We start from the raw sequence: 15,176 nt of genomic DNA on the forward strand, positions 1-15,176 counted from the left end.
GGATAGAGGCATTTGATGGAGACTCCCCCGGTTCGACTCGACGACGTGGACCGCCGCATCCTCGAAGAGCTAACCCGCGACGGTCGGCAGTCCGTCACCACCGTCGCGCAGAAGGTGCACGTCTCGCGCGCCCACGCCTATTCTCGTATCAATCGCCTCCAGGAAGAAGGGGTCATCACCCGCTACACCGCGGTGATCGATCCACTGCGTGCGGGCCTGCGAGCCAGCGCCTACGTGACCCTGAAATTGCGCCAGCATTCCTGGCGTGAACTGCGCGAACGCCTGGCCCTCATGCCTGAGGTGCACCACGTCGGGCTGGTCGGCGGCAACTTCGACGTCATTCTCCTGGTCCGAGCGAGGGACAACGTCGACCTGCGCCGAGTCATCTTTGAACAGATCCAGGCCATGCCGGGCGTCTTGGACACCCAAACGTTCCTGATCTTCGAGGATGTCGATACTCGCTAATCCAACACTGGAGTCATAGGCTAATCCCAATGACTCCTACCGGGTCGTCAACCAACAGGGAGCGGCCAGCATGGATCGGCAGTCGGCGGAAGCGGAAACACGGGACGATTCCCGAGGGGCTCCGGAGCTCCTGAGGCACCGCCCCGGCTTTCCCGCCTTGATGGTCTCCGTTGCCTTTGGCGCCGTTGCCTCGGGCATCATGAATGTCGCCAACGATCTGGTTGCCATTTACGCGCTCAACGCCGACGCAACGCAAATCGGTCTGCTGAACGCCTCCGAATCCATCGCGTTTCTTTTCCTGGCCATTCCGGCCGGGATCCTGCTTGATCGAGTCAGTCGGATCAAGACCATGATCTGGGCACAAGTGGCAGCCGGGCTGGCGATCTTCTCGGTCCCCGTCTGCTGGGCGCTGCAGGTCCTGAGTTACCCGCAGCTGCTGGTTGTTTCATTCACGGTGGGTGTCGCCGGCATGTTCTGGGGCCTGGGTTCGGGGTCGGCACTGCCGGGCATCGTGGGGCGTGACCTCATTTCGGCGGCGTTCGCGCGCAAGGAGACGGTGGATGCCTCCGTGGGCATCGTGTCCCCCGGTTTGGCAGGCATCTTGGTTGCGCTCGTATCCGCGCCATTCACCCTGCTGGTGGCCGGGACAGCGAATTTCATGGCAGCGGGGGCACTGCTCTGGGGCTTTAGGAACAAAGCCAACGTCGTCCACCAAGCCGCGGAGCCCAAAGAACGCATCTCTTTCAAGGCTTCCTTCCGGGAGGGGCTGCATTTCACCCTCAAGCACCCGATAATCCGCGCGCTCACGGCCTCGTCGTCCATCACCAATATGGGCCTGGCGTTCGGTGCTGCGTTGGAGACGCTGTACTTCATCAGGGTGTTGGGGTTTACCCCGCAGGTGGTCGGACTGGTCATTTCGACCACCGCCGTTGGTGGCTTGCTCGGTTCGCTGGTGGTTCCGGGATTGGTTGGTCGTCTGGGCGAGCGAAAGCTCCTGGCACTTTCGTTGCTGTGCCTACCCTTGGCGGTCGTTCTTGTTCCGCTCGCGGCTAGCGCAACCGCAGTTCCCGTGGCGCTGATCGCGGCTCATTCGGTTCTCTACAACGCGCTGATGGTTTCCTACAACGCGACAGCGTATGGCCTGCTTGCGCGCTTCACCCCGGAGGAAATGATGGGCCGTCAGCAGGGGTTCCGTCTGGTGTTCACGATGGGCCCGGTTCCTGTCCTGGGAATCGTTGGCGGTTTGCTGGGCGACGGGCTTGGCTTGCAGCCGTCCATGTGGATCTGGGTGGGAATCACTGCATGCGCAGGACTTCCGTTGGTCGTCTTCCTCAACAAGTCCAGCCAGGAGACGACGCCCGCGAATGCCTAGTCTTCGGGGACGAGCATGAAAATACCTCGGCCAACGGCGATCCGAAGGCGCAGGTCCTAGATGGCTTCGCCGCGGATTTCTGCCGGCCCATCGATTCGTGGCGCCACATGGCGGCGACGGTAATGGACAAGATCAATTATCGATCGGACAACCGTCGCCCACAGCAACCCAGTGAACAAGGCATTTGCAAAGGTGTACTGTCCTGCACCCAATAGGGCCAGTGCCGGAAGAATTCCTCCGGTCAGGAGGACAAGTAGTCCAGCGGTGGGCTTGCCGCGATAGACGATGCCCAAGGTCCACGCGTCGCGCTGGTCGGTCTCTTGCGTGCGTCCGCGCAGGATAACGAAGCTTGCTCCCGCGATCGCTGCGCAGATTGCAATGATTGTCCAAATCATCGGCGCGGCACTCGCGCTGCTGGAATCCCCCGTGGCGAACGACGTGGTGGCCATGATGATCACCGAATAGAGAATCAGTCCGCCGGCTGCGATGCTGCCTGCGGCCCAGGCCAACTTTTCATAGATAGCCATATAACCTCGCATGTCCGGGAGCTTCTTGACCTGAGCCTACGAAGCAATCAAACGGCTGTAAAGACTCCGCTGCCGCCGCGTGGCTGCCCAAAGAAAATGCGCCGCCGCCGCTGGCTACTGCCAACGACGACGGCGCATTCGGTAAAGCCCGGAACGTGCCTAGCCCTTGAATACGGGCTTGCGCTTTTCCTGGAAGGCCAGGAAACCCTCGGCGTAGTCCTCGGTCGCGCAGAGGTCGGCCTGTGCCTGGTTTTCGTTAGCCATCGATTCCCACAGGCCCAGTCGGGCGTCACGGATCTCGGCAACCAATTCCTTGGAAGCCCTGAATGCCTCGGTCGCGCCGTTGGCAACCTTGGCAACGATGGCCCGGGTGTTCTCCAACAATTCGTCAGCGGGCATGGATCGCGAGAAGAGGCCCGAGCGCACTGCCTCGGCGCCGCTGATCAGCTCCGCCGTGTAGATCATGTCCAGGGTGCGGTGGGAGCCGAGCCGTTCGGTGAACAGCCAGTGTCCACCCGAATCCAGGGTGGCGCCGAGGTTGGCGAAGGGCGACCCGATCTTTGCGTTGTCCGCAACGTAGACAACGTCAGTGGCGATGGCCAGGCCGAGTCCGACACCCAGGCAGGCGCCCTGGACGGATGCGAAGGTCGGTGCCGGGAACGACGACATCTTGGCCAGCAGCGGCTGGACCTTGCCACCCAGGTAACCCAACACGTCATCGTCGGCCGGGGTGACCCCCGAGATGTCGCGGCCGGCGCAGAATCCGCGGCCCTCGCCGCGCAGCAGCAAGGCACGGACATCACCGGTTTCGACGCCCTCGGCTGCCTTGTCGTAGGCGGCCTCGAGTTCGGCCAGGGCCGCCTCGTCGAGCGCGTTCATCTTCTGCGGGGCGTTGAGCACGATTTCTGCCACGCCTCCGGAAATGCTTAGTTCAATCATCCGGTCCTCTTTTCCAGTCGGTACAAGAGAAGGACCCGCCCACGTCCATGAGCAGATCCTTCCCCACAATCAATTATTCCTAGGCGTCGTAGTCGACCAGGACGCTGTCGCTGGTCGGGCGCGACTGGCAGGTCAGGACGTAGCCCTTCTCCACCTCGTCCGGTTCCAGCGCGTAGTTCTCGTCCATTTCGACCGTGCCGGTGACGACCTTGGCACGGCAGGTGCCGCACACGCCGCCGGCGCAAGCGAACGGAACATCCGGGCGAACGCGCAGTGCGGCGTTCAGGATGGTTTCGCGGGCGCTGACCGGGCTCTTGACCTCGCCCTGCAGGCCGTCGAGCTTGAAGGAAATCTCGAAGTTCTTCCCGCCGTCGTCGGCAACCACCGGGCGACCGATGTGCCCCTCGGGACGGTTCGGCTCACCCGTGGTGAACAGTTCGAAGCGGATCTTCTCGGGCGCCACACCCTGGGCCGCAAGGTTGTCGCGCACCAGCTGGACCAGTTCGAACGGTCCGCAGAGGAACCACTCGTCGATCGATGGCGTGCGGATCACCGTGCTGAGCATGGTGTGCAGCTTCTCGGAGTCGATGCGTCCGGAGAGCAACGGCGAGATGCGCTGTTCGCGGCTGAGCACGTGGTGCAGGGCGAAGCGTGCCGGGTACTTGTCCTTCAGGTCCGCCAGTTCCTCGAGGAACATGACGTCCATGGCCGCCTTGTTCGCGTAGATCAGGTCGAAGCGCGTGTTCTTGTTTGCGGCAAGCACCGTGCGGGCAATGGCAATGACCGGGGTGATGCCCGAGCCCGCGGCAACGGCCACAAAGTTGTTTTCGTTGTCCGTGTCGATGGATTCCGGGTCGTTCATCCCGGTCATCTTGTGCTTGGAAATGAAGGCACCGGCCGGGCTCATCACGTCAATGACGTCGCCTTCGGCGAGGGATTCGTTCGCCCAGGTGGAGAAGATGCCGCCAAGGTCGCGCTTGATCGCAACGCGGATCTCTCCGCGTACCGGGGCCGCGCAGATCGAGTAGCTGCGGCGCAGTTCGAAGGGGTTGCCTTCGGCGTCCGGCAGTTCCTTGCGCAGGGCAACGTACTGGCCGGAAACGTAGTCGAACTGGTCGGCCAGGTCCTCGGGGACCTCGAAGGTGACCTCGATGGCGTCGGCGGTCAGCCGGCGTACCTCGGCGACACGCAGGGAATGGAAGGTGGCCCGGCGTCGGGTCGTTTCGGGCGTGGCAGCGGTATCTGTCATGAGAGCACCTTGAAGTAATCAAATGGTTCCAGGCAATCCTTGCATTGATACATGGATTTGCAGGAGGTGGAACCGAAGCGGGAAAGTTCTTTGGTATTGAGAGAATGGCACTGTGGGCACTTGACGGCCATGCCCACCGTGACCCGGCCTCGGTGGCCCGTGCCGGTAGGCGGGGCGATGCCGTATTCCTCGAGTTTGGCCTTGCCCGACTCTGTCATCCAGTCGGTGGTCCAGGCCGGTGAGAGCACCAGATTCACCGTGACCTTCTCAAAGCCTTCCTCGCGGAAGGCAATGCCAAGGTCCTCGGTGATCGCGTCCATGGCCGGGCACCCCGAATAGGTGGGGGTGATGGTCACGTGGACGGTGCCCTCGGTGTCCTGTTGCACCGAGCGCAGAATCCCGAGGTCCTCGATGGTGAGAACCGGGATCTCGGGATCCGTGACCCGTGAGGCGATTTCGAGCAAGCGCTCGGTGGAAACAGACACGTCGTTCAGCTTTCTTTCTTTACCAGGTGGCGCCGGGGTGCTTGCGCGCCAGCACCTGCATTTCGGCCAGGATGAAGCCCATGTATTCGCTGGGCTGGCCCTGGCGGCCGAAGCTCATGGCCGAACCGGTCTTGGGGATTTCCAAGCCGGCATCGGCGAGCACTGCGGTGATTTCCTCGTCCCACGCCGCACGCAGCGTGGACGGGCGGACGCCCGCGTCCCCGAGCACGTCGTAGAGCGGTTCGTCCTTGAACATCTCGTCAACGTACGGCCAAAGGATCTGCAGCGCGTGGCGCATCTTCTCGGCCGATTCCTCGGTGCCGAGGCCCAGGCGCAGCGTCCACTGGATGGCGTGGTCGCGGTGGTAGTCCACTTCCTTGACTGCCTTCGCGCAGATTGCCGCGATGGTCTCGTCCGAGGACTCGAGCAGTCGCGAGTAGAGCAGGTGCTGGAAGATCGACACGATCAGCTGACGCACGATGGTCGTGCCGAAGTGGCCGTTTGGCTGCTGCACGATGTGCAGCGCGGTAAATTCCTCTTCCTCGCGGAAGTAGGCAAGGTCGTCCTCGGTCTTGTCCCACGCCAATGCGGCGTAGGAAAGGAAGGAACGGGCATGGCCCAACTGGTCCAGGGCGATGTTGCCCAGGGCGATGTCTTCCTCGAGCTCGGGGCCGCGGGAGATCCAGTCGGAGAGCCGCTGTGCGAGGATCAGGGCGTCGTCGCCCAGGCGTAGCGCGTACTGTGCGACCTCTTCGCTCGGGGCCGTCTGCTGGATGGCGATGTCCTCCGGGCGCAGTGCGTTGCCAGGGGTGACGCGGGTCGCCGAGGCGCTCGCGTCGCCGAAGCTGTCCAGGGAGTGGTCGATGTCGTGTGCGCTCACAGGTGCTTCACGCCTTCGCTCTTGGTGTAGTAGGTCGCGTGGCGGTAGTCCTTGCCCTGCGGGGACTCAAAGAACTGGCCCTTGGCGTCCGGGTCGGAGGCGATGATGTCGTTGGAGTTCACGATCCACAGGGAGACGCCCTCGTTGCGGCGGGTGTACAGGTCGCGCGCATTGCGAAGCGCCATTTCCGCGTCCGGGGCATGCAAGGAACCCGCGTGCACGTGAGAGAGCCCGCGCGAGGAACGGACGAATACTTCCCAAAGCGGCCAGGCGCTGTTGTTTTCACTCATTGTTTAGGCAACCTCAGTCTTTCGAGCCATCTTCGCGGCGTATGCCGCTGCTGCTTCACGAACCCACGCACCTTCGGCGTGGGCCTGGCGGCGGCGCTCCAGTCGCTGGGAGTTCACCGGACCGTTGCCGGCGATCACCGCCTTGAATTCTTCCCAGTCAAGTTCCTTGTGGATCCACTTGCCGGATTCCTCGTCGAAGTGCAATTCCGGATCCGGCAGGGTCAGTCCAAGGACCTTGACCTGCTCGGCGATCATGCCGACGAAACGCTGGCGCAGTTCGTCATTGGAGTGGCGCTTGATACGCCATTCCATCGACTGCTTGGAGTTCGGGGACTCGTCATCGGTCGGGCCGAACATCATCAGGGACGGGGCGTAGAAGCGGTTGATGGCGTCCTGCGCCATCTTCTTCTGGGTCTCGGTGCCGTTGGCGAGCTCGAGCAGGATTTCGAAGCCCTGCCGCTGGTGGAAGGATTCTTCCTTGCACACGCGGACCATGGCACGGCCGTACGGGCCGTAGGAGGCACGGCACAGCGGAACCTGGTTGGCGATTGCCGCACCGTCCACGAGCCAGCCGATTGCCCCCATATCCGCCCAGGAACGCGCCGGGTAGTTGAAGATCGAGGAGTACTTGGCACGTCCGCTGAGCAACTGCTCGTTGAGCTCGTCGCGCGGGGTGCCGAGGGTTTCGGCCGCCGAGTACAGGTACAGGCCGTGGCCCGCCTCGTCCTGCACCTTGGCCATCAGGATGGCCTTGCGCTTCAGCGACGGAGCACGGGTGATCCAGTTTGCCTCGGGCTGCATGCCGATGATCTCGGAGTGCGCGTGCTGGGATACCTGACGCGTGAGCGTCTTGCGGTACGCCTCGGGCATCCAGTCTCGTGGTTCGATGCGGGAATCTTCGGCGATGATCGCGTCGAAGCGATCCTTGCCTGCTTGCTCCTCAGGAGAAAGTACCGCGGATAGCTTTCCGCCGCTTTCATTCTGCGCAGCCATAGTGCTCACCTCACTGTGACAAAAACATTTATTTACTGACCGTTCGTTCAGGATATGCGGATCGTCACCTTTTCGTCAATCGGTTACGAGCCCGAAACCTCGAGCCGCGCCCTGGACATGCTGGCAGGTTGGACCCGCAAGGTAGTTGCGAATCGCCTCCCACCGCAGCCAAAACCGGTTCCCGCACTAGTCAGCACTCAATATGGCCCCGCAACCGGCTCGGGCAACGCTTGGAATACGCGCTTGGCACGCGCTGGAAACCGGATCGCCTCGGACGAACACGCACCGCGCTATTCTTGTTCACCCGGAACCGGTACCACTGGCGCTTCAGCCTCGCCTTGGCAAAAGAGGCTGCCGAGCTACCCGCAAGTACACGACGTCACATGTGTCGGCAGGTGACCTTTTGTGTCAAAGAGGGTGTTTTCCAGCCCAATCGACCGGACGAATACGTCGCCGCGTGACTGCACGTGCCGCTCCGTGACCGTCATCTGGCGCCACAAGCCAGGCATCGGGAGTATGGATTTACTCCCCCACGGCAGTCCACCCCGGTGAAGCTGCCCAGCCAGACGGTACGGTCCCCGGACCGCGCCACGACGGAAAGCTCCCCCTCATGATCAGCCTCAAAAACCTCACAAAGGTCTATGGACACGGCGCCAACGCCGTCACCGTCCTCGACGGCCTTGACGTGGAGGTTGCAAGCGGCGAGATCCTTGCGGTTGTCGGCCCCTCGGGCGCAGGCAAAAGCACGCTCGCCCAATGCATCAACCTCCTGGAACGGCCCACCTCGGGCCAGGTCATCGTCAACGGCGAGGACCTCGCCGGGCTGCCGGAGCACAAGCTCCGGGTGGCCCGCCGCCGGATCGGAACCGTCTTCCAGTCCGCCAGCCTGCTCTCGCGGCGCACCGCCGCCCAAAACATCGCCCTCCCGCTCGAGTACCTGGGCGTCACGCCCGCCGAAGCCAAGTCGCGGGTAGCAGAGCTGCTCGACCGCGTCGGGCTTTCGCACCGGGCCGACCACTACCCGTTCGAGCTGTCCGGCGGCCAGCTGCAGCGCGTGGGCATCGCCCGTGCGCTGGCGCTGCGCCCCTCGGTATTGCTCTCCGACGAGGCGACCTCCGGCCTGGACCCGGAAACCACGCGCTCTGTGGTGTCGCTGTTGCGCCAGCTGCGCGACGACCTTGACCTTGCGGTTGTCTTCATCACCCATGAAATGGACACCGTCCTTCACGTTGCGGACTCTGCGGCTCGGCTGGACCACGGCCGGATCGCGGAGCAGGGATCCCTCGTGGACCTGCTCACCGACCACGATTCGGCCCTGGGCCGGGCCCTGCAGCCGCACCTGTCCCCGGCCGAACCTGGCGCGGGCTCCCGGGCTTGGTACGTCACCTACGATTCGCGTACCGTCCCGGCCGACTGGCTGCAGCTGGTCTCCGCCGAGATCGGCGAGCCCGTCGCGCTGCTGGCGGCCACCATCCAGAGCATCGACGGCACCAGCACCGGCAACGCCACGGTGGGGCTGCGCGCCGAGGCCCGCAGGGTCCAGCGTGCCTTTGCCCGCCACGGCCTGCGCGCCACCCTGCGCCCGGAAGCCGGAGCGGGGATTCCCGCGACGGCCGGGGCCGACGCCAAGGAAGAGGAGCAACTCCAATGGGCCTGACACTTTCCAGCGCGGTGCATGTCCGCGCTTTGTCCGACACCCCCCTCACGGAACTGCCGGCCTTGCTGGTTCCGGCCCTGGGCGAGACCCTGGCGATGGTCGGGATCGTCATGGCGATCGTGGTGGCACTCGGCACCCCGATCGCCGTCGCCCTGCACAACATGGCGCCGGGCGGGCTCTTCGAGCACCGCGGCATCTACGGGGTGCTGAGCTGGGTCGTCAACATCGGCCGGTCCCTGCCGTTCCTGGTGTTGATGGCCGCGATCGTCCCGTTCACCAGGTTCGTCACCGGCACCAACATCGGCATCGCCGCGGCCATCGTCCCCATGTCGCTGGCCGGCATCCCGTTCTTCGCCCGGCTTGTGGAGAACTGTTTGCGCGATGTCCCGCGATCGGTCACCCAGGCGGCACGGGCCTCCGGGGGCTCTCCCCTGCAGATCATCCGCACCGCGCAACTCGGCGAGGCGGTTCCGGCGATCCTCGGCGGGCTGACCATCAATACCATCGCGATGATCGAGTACTCGGCCATCGCCGGGACCATCGGGGCCGGCGGCATCGGCTACGTCGCGGTGACCTACGGGTACCAGCGATTCGACCACACGGTCATGCTGGCCACCGTGCTGCTGTTGATCCTCATGGTCACCATCGTCCAGCTGGCTGGCGATGCCCTGGTGCGGGCCACGACCCCGCACCTGCGCCGCCGCTAGGACCCAAACCCTTCCATCCACCCACACCCTGCCGGAACTCCTCCCCCGTTCCAGGCGCCCCCACCCCCACACCCGAAAGAGAACTCCCATGACCATCACGGACACCAAGACCACAGGCGGGCCCGAGGCCCACGGCTTCACCATCCAGAAGAAAAAGAAGTGGCCATGGGCCGTCGGCGCGCTGGCCGTCGTCGCAGCCGTCACCGCCACGGTGGCCATCAACGCGGGCGGCGGAGACAAGTCGCCGAACAACGTCGCGGGTGCCACCCTGACGGTTGTCACGGCCGAAGGCAACCACGCCGAACAGGCCCTGGTGAACTTCGTCGCCGAAAAGGTGGCACCCAAGTACGGCATCAAGGTCGCGTTCAAGGGCCTTGCCGATTCGACGACGCTGAACCGCGCGGTATCCACCGGCGAGGTTGCGGGAACCATCTACCAGCACAAGCTCTGGCTGGGCCAGGTGCTGGAGGCCAACCCCGATTTCAAGCTCACCGCCGCGACCCCCGTCTTCCGCTGGGGCTTCGGGATCTGGAGCCAGAAGTACAAGTCGGTGGATGAGATCCCCGACGGCGCCACCATTTCCCTCTACTCCGACCCGGCCAACGAGGCCCAGGGACTCTGGCTCCTGGAACGCGCCGGACTGCTCAAGCTTGCCGACGGGATCAACAAGGCCGAAGCGACGCAGAAGGACATCGTGGAGAACCCCAAGGGGATCAAGATCAAGTTGCTCGACTTCGCAGCGCAATCCCGCGCCCTGCCGGATCTGGATGCGGCCGTCGGCTACACCGAGTACTACGTCTCGGCCAAGGTCCCGCTGGAACAGCAGATCTTTGCCCCGGCCGCGCCCGACGAGTTTGCCGGGCAGCTGACCATCGGCACCGAGTACCAGGACACCGAAAACGTCAAGAACCTGGTCAAGGCGTTCCAAGACCCCGCCGTGCAGGAATTCCTCCGCACCGACCCGTCGGTCAAGGACCTGCTGGTGCCCATCGACGCCAAGTAGCGCCCGGCCTGCCGGCCCAAACGGCAAAACCCCCGTGGCTGCACCGAATTGCTTTCGGTGCAGCCACGGGGGTTCGCCCGCTTTACGGCTTATGCGTGGAGCGCGGACTTTGCCCGGGAGCGTCCAAGGATGAAGCGATCCACGGCAATCCGCCCGGGGCCCATCAGCGCAATGGCAACAGCGCCGGCGGCCAGCACCAGCACCAGTTCGAAGCCGCCGTTTTCCACGAAGACTCCCGCCGGGGCGTGCACGAGGACCAGTGCGCCAAGCATGTTCAGCGCCAGCAGCGCCGCAAAGACGCGGGTCAGCACCCCCAGCATCAAGGCAATGCCACCCACCAGTTCAAGCGTGGCGACGACCGGCGCCACCAGGGCAGCCTCGGGAACGCCCATTTGGCCGAAGGCGGCCGTCGTTCCGTCCAGGGTGAACTGGACGTATTTTTGCCAGCCGTGCGCGGCGAAGAGGAACCCAACCACCACGCGCAATAGCGTCTGGGTGGCGGTTGTCAGTGCGGGGCTTTTCGAAAAGGTATCCATCGGTTTTTCCTTCGGGCTTATGGTGATCGCAGCCTCCACTCGTGGCGGATGGCGCGGCGGGCCGGATCAACCGGTCCGCAGGTTCTGGTTCAAGCTTTGCATTAATTTAGTTGAAGATTCAAGCGTTGTGAGATTCGCCTCGGGCAATGTGACGCCGCGTGGCTTGGATGACGCGTCTCCGCGGCCGGCCGTAGATTGGGGTTCGCTAACGCTTTGGGCGAAACGCCACGCCGGTTGAGGATCTTTGCAGGTTCGAACGGCAACATAGGAACCATGAGCTCTCGCCTTGCCGCCCTTAGCATCGCAACCGCCGCCGTCTTGACGCTTTCCTTAGCCGGTTGTTCGGCCCCGCTGAGCGAAAAATGGGTGAGGTACTCGTTCGCCCCGGGGCCCGAGGAATCCGGGGAGGCAACCGCAACGCCCCCTTCTGAGGACCAGGGGGCGAAGCCCGCGGCGGAGCGGACACCGCCGAATTGCAGCAAGGTCAAATGCGTTGCGTTGACCTTCGATGACGGGCCCGGCAGCTACACCACGGAACTTTTGTCCCTGCTGGACCAGTACGACGCCAAGGCGACCTTCTTCCTGATCGGTGGCAACGTCAAGAAGCACCCGCAGATCGTGCGCGACGAGGTCGCCAAGGGACACGAAATCGGAAACCACACGTGGGCGCACAAGGACCTGACCAAGATGTCGGTTGCCGCGGCCAAGCGAGACCTGCAAAAGACCGATGACGCCGTCAAGCAGGCCGCGGGAGTCGAGCCGACCTTGGTCCGACCGCCGTTCGGCTCGCTTCCGAGGTCACTGAAGAAGAATCTCGCCGTCCCCATCGCGTTGTGGGACGTAGACACCCTCGATTGGAAAACCCGCAACACCAAATCCACGATCAAGGCCGCCGAGAAGATCGTTCCCGGCTCAATCGTCCTGATGCATGACATCCACAAGTCCACCGTCGACGCCATGCCCACGATCCTCAAGGACCTTGACGCGAAGGGCTACCACTTCGTGACAGTCACCGAACTCATTGGCCACCCGAAACCGGGCATCGGTTACGGCTCGGGCCAACACCCCGGCTCCAAGGACTGAGCCGGGGGCGCGGCAGGATCCCGGCGCGTTCCCGAACGCAACGAAGGCGGTTGTGCGCCCACCAGTGGTGGGTGCACAACCGCCTTCGTCGTCGACGGGCTACCGTTGGTATCCGCCGCTCCTGCCGCTTGCCTACAGCGCCAGGATCTTGGCCTTTTCTCCCAGGAATTCCGATTCCGTCAGCACACCGGCGGCACGGAGCTCACCCAGCTGCTTGAGCTGTGAAAGTTTGTGGTCGGTCAGGTCCATTGACGACGGCGGGGCAGCGACGGGTGCGGCCGCCGGTGCCGCCACGGCAACCGGAGCAGCTGCCGCAGCCGCTGCAGCGTCCTCGGCGGCAAATCGCAGCTGCTGCTTGCGCTGGACACGGCCAACCACTGAACCCGCGACTGCGGCTCGTCCGGCAGTTCTAAAAAGTCCCATGATTTGTTGCCTCTCCCAAGAAGTGCACCGGTATTGCCTCAACCATAGTGCTGGGATCCGGTGAAAAACATGGGAGGCTCGAACATTGATCATGCTCCTTCGGATGCAGTCGCAGAGGCGCGCCGCACCTCGCGTTGCAGGTGCGGCGCGCTATTGCTTGATCGAACCCCCTAGAGCACTTTGGAGAGGAATTCCTTGGTGCGAGACTGTTGCGGGTTGCCAAAGAGGTCGGCAGGCTTGCCCGACTCGCAAACCACTCCGTCAGCCATGAAGACCACACGATCGCCGATTTCCTTGGCAAAGCCCATTTCGTGTGTCACCAAGACCATGGTCATGCCTTCGGCTGCCAGATCACGGATCACCTGAAGCACTTCCCCGACCATCTCCGGGTCAAGCGCGCTGGTGGCTTCGTCAAAGAGCATGATGCCGGGGTTCATCGCCAATGCACGGGCAATGGCCACTCGCTGCTTCTGCCCGCCGGACAGCGAAGCCGGACGGGCATCCGCCTTCTCGCGAAGTCCAACACGATCAAGCAGCTTCAAGGCCTGCTCACGGGCTTCGGGCTTTGTTGCCTTCTTGAGCTCGACCGGCGCCAACATGATGTTCTCCGCAACGGACATGTGGGGGAACAGGTTGAAGTGCTGGAACACCATACCCACGTGGCGACGCACCTCGTTGATGTCGACCTTTGGGTCGGTGACGTCGAAGCCGTCCACGATGACGTGTCCCGCGGAGATTTCCTCGAGCTTGTTCAAGCAACGAAGAAGAGTGGATTTGCCCGAGCCTGAAGGCCCAATGATGCAAACGACTTCGCCTTCACCGATTTCCACGTCGATGCCTTTAAGCACCTCGTTGGACCCGAATGACTTGCGCAGTCCCTTGACGGTGATCTTGGCTGGCTTCTGTGTTTCAACCGGTGATGCACTCACTTGTTGAACCTCCTATCGGCGTAGTTTGCCAGTTTGGTCAGGGCCATGATGGCCACGAAGTAGATGGCGCCCACGATCAGCAGGGTCTCGGTGACGCGGAAGTTCGCGGCGTAGATCTGCTGGCCCTGGTAGAGAAGTTCAGCGAAGCCGATGGCCAGCAGCAACGAGGAATCCTTAAGCATGATGATCAGCTGGTTGATCAGGGATGGCGTCATCATCTTGAATGCCTGCGGAACCACGACCTTCTGCATGGACTTGCCGTAACCCAGGCCCAGCTAACGCGACGCCTCGAGCTGCCCGGGATCCACAGACTGGATGCCGCCGCGCACGATCTCGGCCACATAGGCACCGGAGTTCAACGACAGCGTCAACACGCCTGCCACCCAGATGCTGATCGGCTGCCCTGTCAGCTGCGGGATGCCGAAGTAGAACATGAAGGCCCACAGCAGCAGCGGGGTCCCTCGGAACACATTCACAAACGTGGTCGCGATGCCGCGCAACACGATGTTGTGGGAGATCTTCATGAACCCTGCCAAAAGACCAATCGCCATGGCCACGGCGAAGGAAATCAAGGTCACCAAAAGCGTGTTTTTCAGGCCGCTCATCAGTGCCGGGAAGGACTTGACCAAAAGGTCCACGAAGGTGGTGGGGACTGCCGCGGTCGGATTGGCGAGGTACTTGTCCAGGATCTTCTGGTAATCACCGTCGGCCTTCAACTTGGCCAACCCGTCGTTGAAGGCGGCCAGCAGGGCGGTGTTCTGGCCCTTGTTCACCGCGAATCCGTAAGATCCGCCGGGCACCTTGTCGGTGACGGTCTTAAGTCCGTTGTTCTGTGCAATGCCATAGGCCAAGACCGGGTAGTCATCGAAGACTGCCACGGCGGAACCGGATTTGACGGACTCGTACATGGTTGCCGACTGGTCCAGGGCTTTGACGGTGAACCCGTACTGCCCTGCAATCGACTTGGCATAGGACTCGCCCTCGGACCCGGTCTTGGCAACCACCGTCTTACCTTTGAGGTCCTCGTAGCCCTTGATGGAGTTGTCGTTCTTGTCGACCGCCATCTGAACCCCGGACTCGAAGTAGGGCTCTGAGAAGTCGTAGACCTGCTTGCGTTCGTCGGTGATCGACATGCCGGCAATCACGCCGTCGACTTGGTTGGAACTCAGCGCCTGCAATGCGGCGTTGAATCCCAGAGAACGGATTTCAACCTTGAATCCTTCTTTCGCGGCAATGGCACGGATCAGGTCCATATCGATGCCGGTCAGTTCACCCCCCTCGCGGAATTCAAAAGGCGCGAAGGTGGTATCGGTTCCAATGACGAAGGTTTTGCCTGCGACGCCATCGTCGCCCTGCTGGGCCAAGGCTGGACCCGCTGGACCAAGCAGCAGGAAAAGGCCCAACATGGCAGCCGTCACCGCCTTCAGCCAGCCACGGGGGCCACCTGTCATTTTAGACGTTTTCAAGTCTTGTTCACTCTCCCATATATGGCCAAGCCACCAATCTGCGATGGCTTTAACACGGGTCATAGCATAGTTGCTGCGCGTGGCCGGTCACACCACCAGCCGAGAAAACGGTCAAGTACGAGCTCCCAATTTTCGATCCAGAGTTCTTGAAAATCAATGCTGGTGAGCCTGT

Annotated in this window: 16 protein-coding genes and 1 pseudogene; 6 read left to right on the top strand and 11 right to left on the bottom strand. The window is 62.9% G+C overall.

Annotation, left to right across the window (positions count from 1 at the left end; translation table 11 throughout):
• Positions 1 to 15 precede the first annotated feature (15 nt).
• Complete coding sequence (locus ACFY5D_RS06720) at positions 16 to 465, top strand: Lrp/AsnC family transcriptional regulator (protein ID WP_209998829.1); 450 nt, start codon at positions 16 to 18, stop codon at positions 463 to 465.
• A 70-nt stretch (positions 466 to 535) separates the two neighbouring features.
• Positions 536 to 1,837, top strand: a complete 1,302-nt coding sequence (locus tag ACFY5D_RS06725; protein ID WP_387526737.1) for an MFS transporter — start codon at positions 536 to 538, stop codon at positions 1,835 to 1,837.
• Between the two features lie 56 nt (positions 1,838 to 1,893).
• Here the strand turns inward: ACFY5D_RS06725 and ACFY5D_RS06730 are convergent, their stop codons facing one another.
• From ACFY5D_RS06730 to paaA, 7 genes are all read right to left on the bottom strand, one after another.
• Complete coding sequence (locus tag ACFY5D_RS06730) at positions 1,894 to 2,364, bottom strand: hypothetical protein (protein WP_387526739.1); 471 nt, start codon at positions 2,362 to 2,364, stop codon at positions 1,894 to 1,896.
• Between the two features lie 159 nt (positions 2,365 to 2,523).
• A complete protein-coding gene (locus ACFY5D_RS06735; protein ID WP_387526742.1) occupies positions 2,524 to 3,303 on the bottom strand; it encodes an enoyl-CoA hydratase/isomerase family protein in 780 nt (259 codons plus the stop codon).
• 79 nt (positions 3,304 to 3,382) lie between these two features.
• On the bottom strand, positions 3,383 to 4,552 hold the full coding sequence (paaE, locus tag ACFY5D_RS06740; protein ID WP_387526745.1) for a 1,2-phenylacetyl-CoA epoxidase subunit PaaE: 1,170 nt from the start codon (positions 4,550 to 4,552) through the stop codon (positions 3,383 to 3,385).
• Positions 4,549 to 5,037, bottom strand: coding sequence for a 1,2-phenylacetyl-CoA epoxidase subunit PaaD (paaD, locus tag ACFY5D_RS06745; protein ID WP_387526748.1), 489 nt, complete (start codon positions 5,035 to 5,037; stop codon positions 4,549 to 4,551). Before paaD ends, paaE begins: the two co-directional genes overlap by 4 nt.
• A gap of 19 nt (positions 5,038 to 5,056) precedes the next feature.
• Positions 5,057 to 5,917 (bottom strand): 1,2-phenylacetyl-CoA epoxidase subunit PaaC, encoded by an 861-nt coding sequence (gene paaC, locus ACFY5D_RS06750; RefSeq protein WP_387526751.1) that lies wholly within the window; start codon positions 5,915 to 5,917, stop codon positions 5,057 to 5,059.
• Positions 5,914 to 6,207 (bottom strand): 1,2-phenylacetyl-CoA epoxidase subunit PaaB, encoded by a 294-nt coding sequence (paaB, locus tag ACFY5D_RS06755; RefSeq protein ID WP_209998851.1) that lies wholly within the window; start codon positions 6,205 to 6,207, stop codon positions 5,914 to 5,916. Before paaB ends, paaC begins: the two co-directional genes overlap by 4 nt.
• A 3-nt stretch (positions 6,208 to 6,210) precedes the next feature.
• Complete coding sequence (gene paaA, locus ACFY5D_RS06760; protein WP_387526755.1) at positions 6,211 to 7,200, bottom strand: 1,2-phenylacetyl-CoA epoxidase subunit PaaA; 990 nt, start codon at positions 7,198 to 7,200, stop codon at positions 6,211 to 6,213.
• A 610-nt stretch (positions 7,201 to 7,810) separates the two neighbouring features.
• Here paaA and ACFY5D_RS06765 point away from each other — a divergent pair.
• From ACFY5D_RS06765 to ACFY5D_RS06775, 3 genes are all read left to right on the top strand, one after another.
• Positions 7,811 to 8,857 (top strand): methionine ABC transporter ATP-binding protein, encoded by a 1,047-nt coding sequence (locus ACFY5D_RS06765; RefSeq protein ID WP_387526757.1) that lies wholly within the window; start codon positions 7,811 to 7,813, stop codon positions 8,855 to 8,857.
• Positions 8,848 to 9,564 (top strand): methionine ABC transporter permease, encoded by a 717-nt coding sequence (locus tag ACFY5D_RS06770; RefSeq protein ID WP_387526759.1) that lies wholly within the window; start codon positions 8,848 to 8,850, stop codon positions 9,562 to 9,564. The genes ACFY5D_RS06765 and ACFY5D_RS06770 overlap by 10 nt, the downstream gene beginning before the upstream one ends.
• Before the next feature lie 88 nt (positions 9,565 to 9,652).
• Positions 9,653 to 10,567 carry a MetQ/NlpA family ABC transporter substrate-binding protein gene (locus ACFY5D_RS06775; RefSeq protein WP_387526761.1) on the top strand — a complete coding sequence of 305 codons (915 nt, stop codon included), beginning with the start codon at positions 9,653 to 9,655 and terminating at the stop codon, positions 10,565 to 10,567.
• Positions 10,568 to 10,656: 89 nt separating this feature from the next.
• Here the strand turns inward: ACFY5D_RS06775 and ACFY5D_RS06780 are convergent, their stop codons facing one another.
• Positions 10,657 to 11,103 carry a DoxX family protein gene (locus ACFY5D_RS06780; RefSeq protein ID WP_387526763.1) on the bottom strand — a complete coding sequence of 149 codons (447 nt, stop codon included), beginning with the start codon at positions 11,101 to 11,103 and terminating at the stop codon, positions 10,657 to 10,659.
• Positions 11,104 to 11,376: 273 nt separating this feature from the next.
• On the opposite strand from ACFY5D_RS06780, the gene ACFY5D_RS06785 reads away from it, so the two are divergent.
• Positions 11,377 to 12,186 (top strand): polysaccharide deacetylase family protein, encoded by an 810-nt coding sequence (locus tag ACFY5D_RS06785; protein WP_387526765.1) that lies wholly within the window; start codon positions 11,377 to 11,379, stop codon positions 12,184 to 12,186.
• A gap of 132 nt (positions 12,187 to 12,318) precedes the next feature.
• Here the strand turns inward: ACFY5D_RS06785 and ACFY5D_RS06790 are convergent, their stop codons facing one another.
• From ACFY5D_RS06790 to ACFY5D_RS06800, 3 genes and pseudogenes are all read right to left on the bottom strand, one after another.
• Positions 12,319 to 12,609 (bottom strand): SHOCT domain-containing protein, encoded by a 291-nt coding sequence (locus tag ACFY5D_RS06790; protein WP_387526767.1) that lies wholly within the window; start codon positions 12,607 to 12,609, stop codon positions 12,319 to 12,321.
• Between the two features lie 170 nt (positions 12,610 to 12,779).
• A complete protein-coding gene (locus ACFY5D_RS06795) occupies positions 12,780 to 13,538 on the bottom strand; it encodes an amino acid ABC transporter ATP-binding protein (protein ID WP_387526769.1) in 759 nt (252 codons plus the stop codon).
• A pseudogene (locus ACFY5D_RS06800) lies at positions 13,535 to 14,989 on the bottom strand (amino acid ABC transporter substrate-binding protein/permease). The gene ACFY5D_RS06795 and the pseudogene ACFY5D_RS06800 overlap by 4 nt, the downstream one beginning before the upstream one ends.
• Positions 14,990 to 15,176 lie beyond the last annotated feature (187 nt).

This window comes from Paeniglutamicibacter sp. NPDC012692 (assembly GCF_042901625.1).
Classification (GTDB): domain Bacteria; phylum Actinomycetota; class Actinomycetes; order Actinomycetales; family Micrococcaceae; genus Paeniglutamicibacter.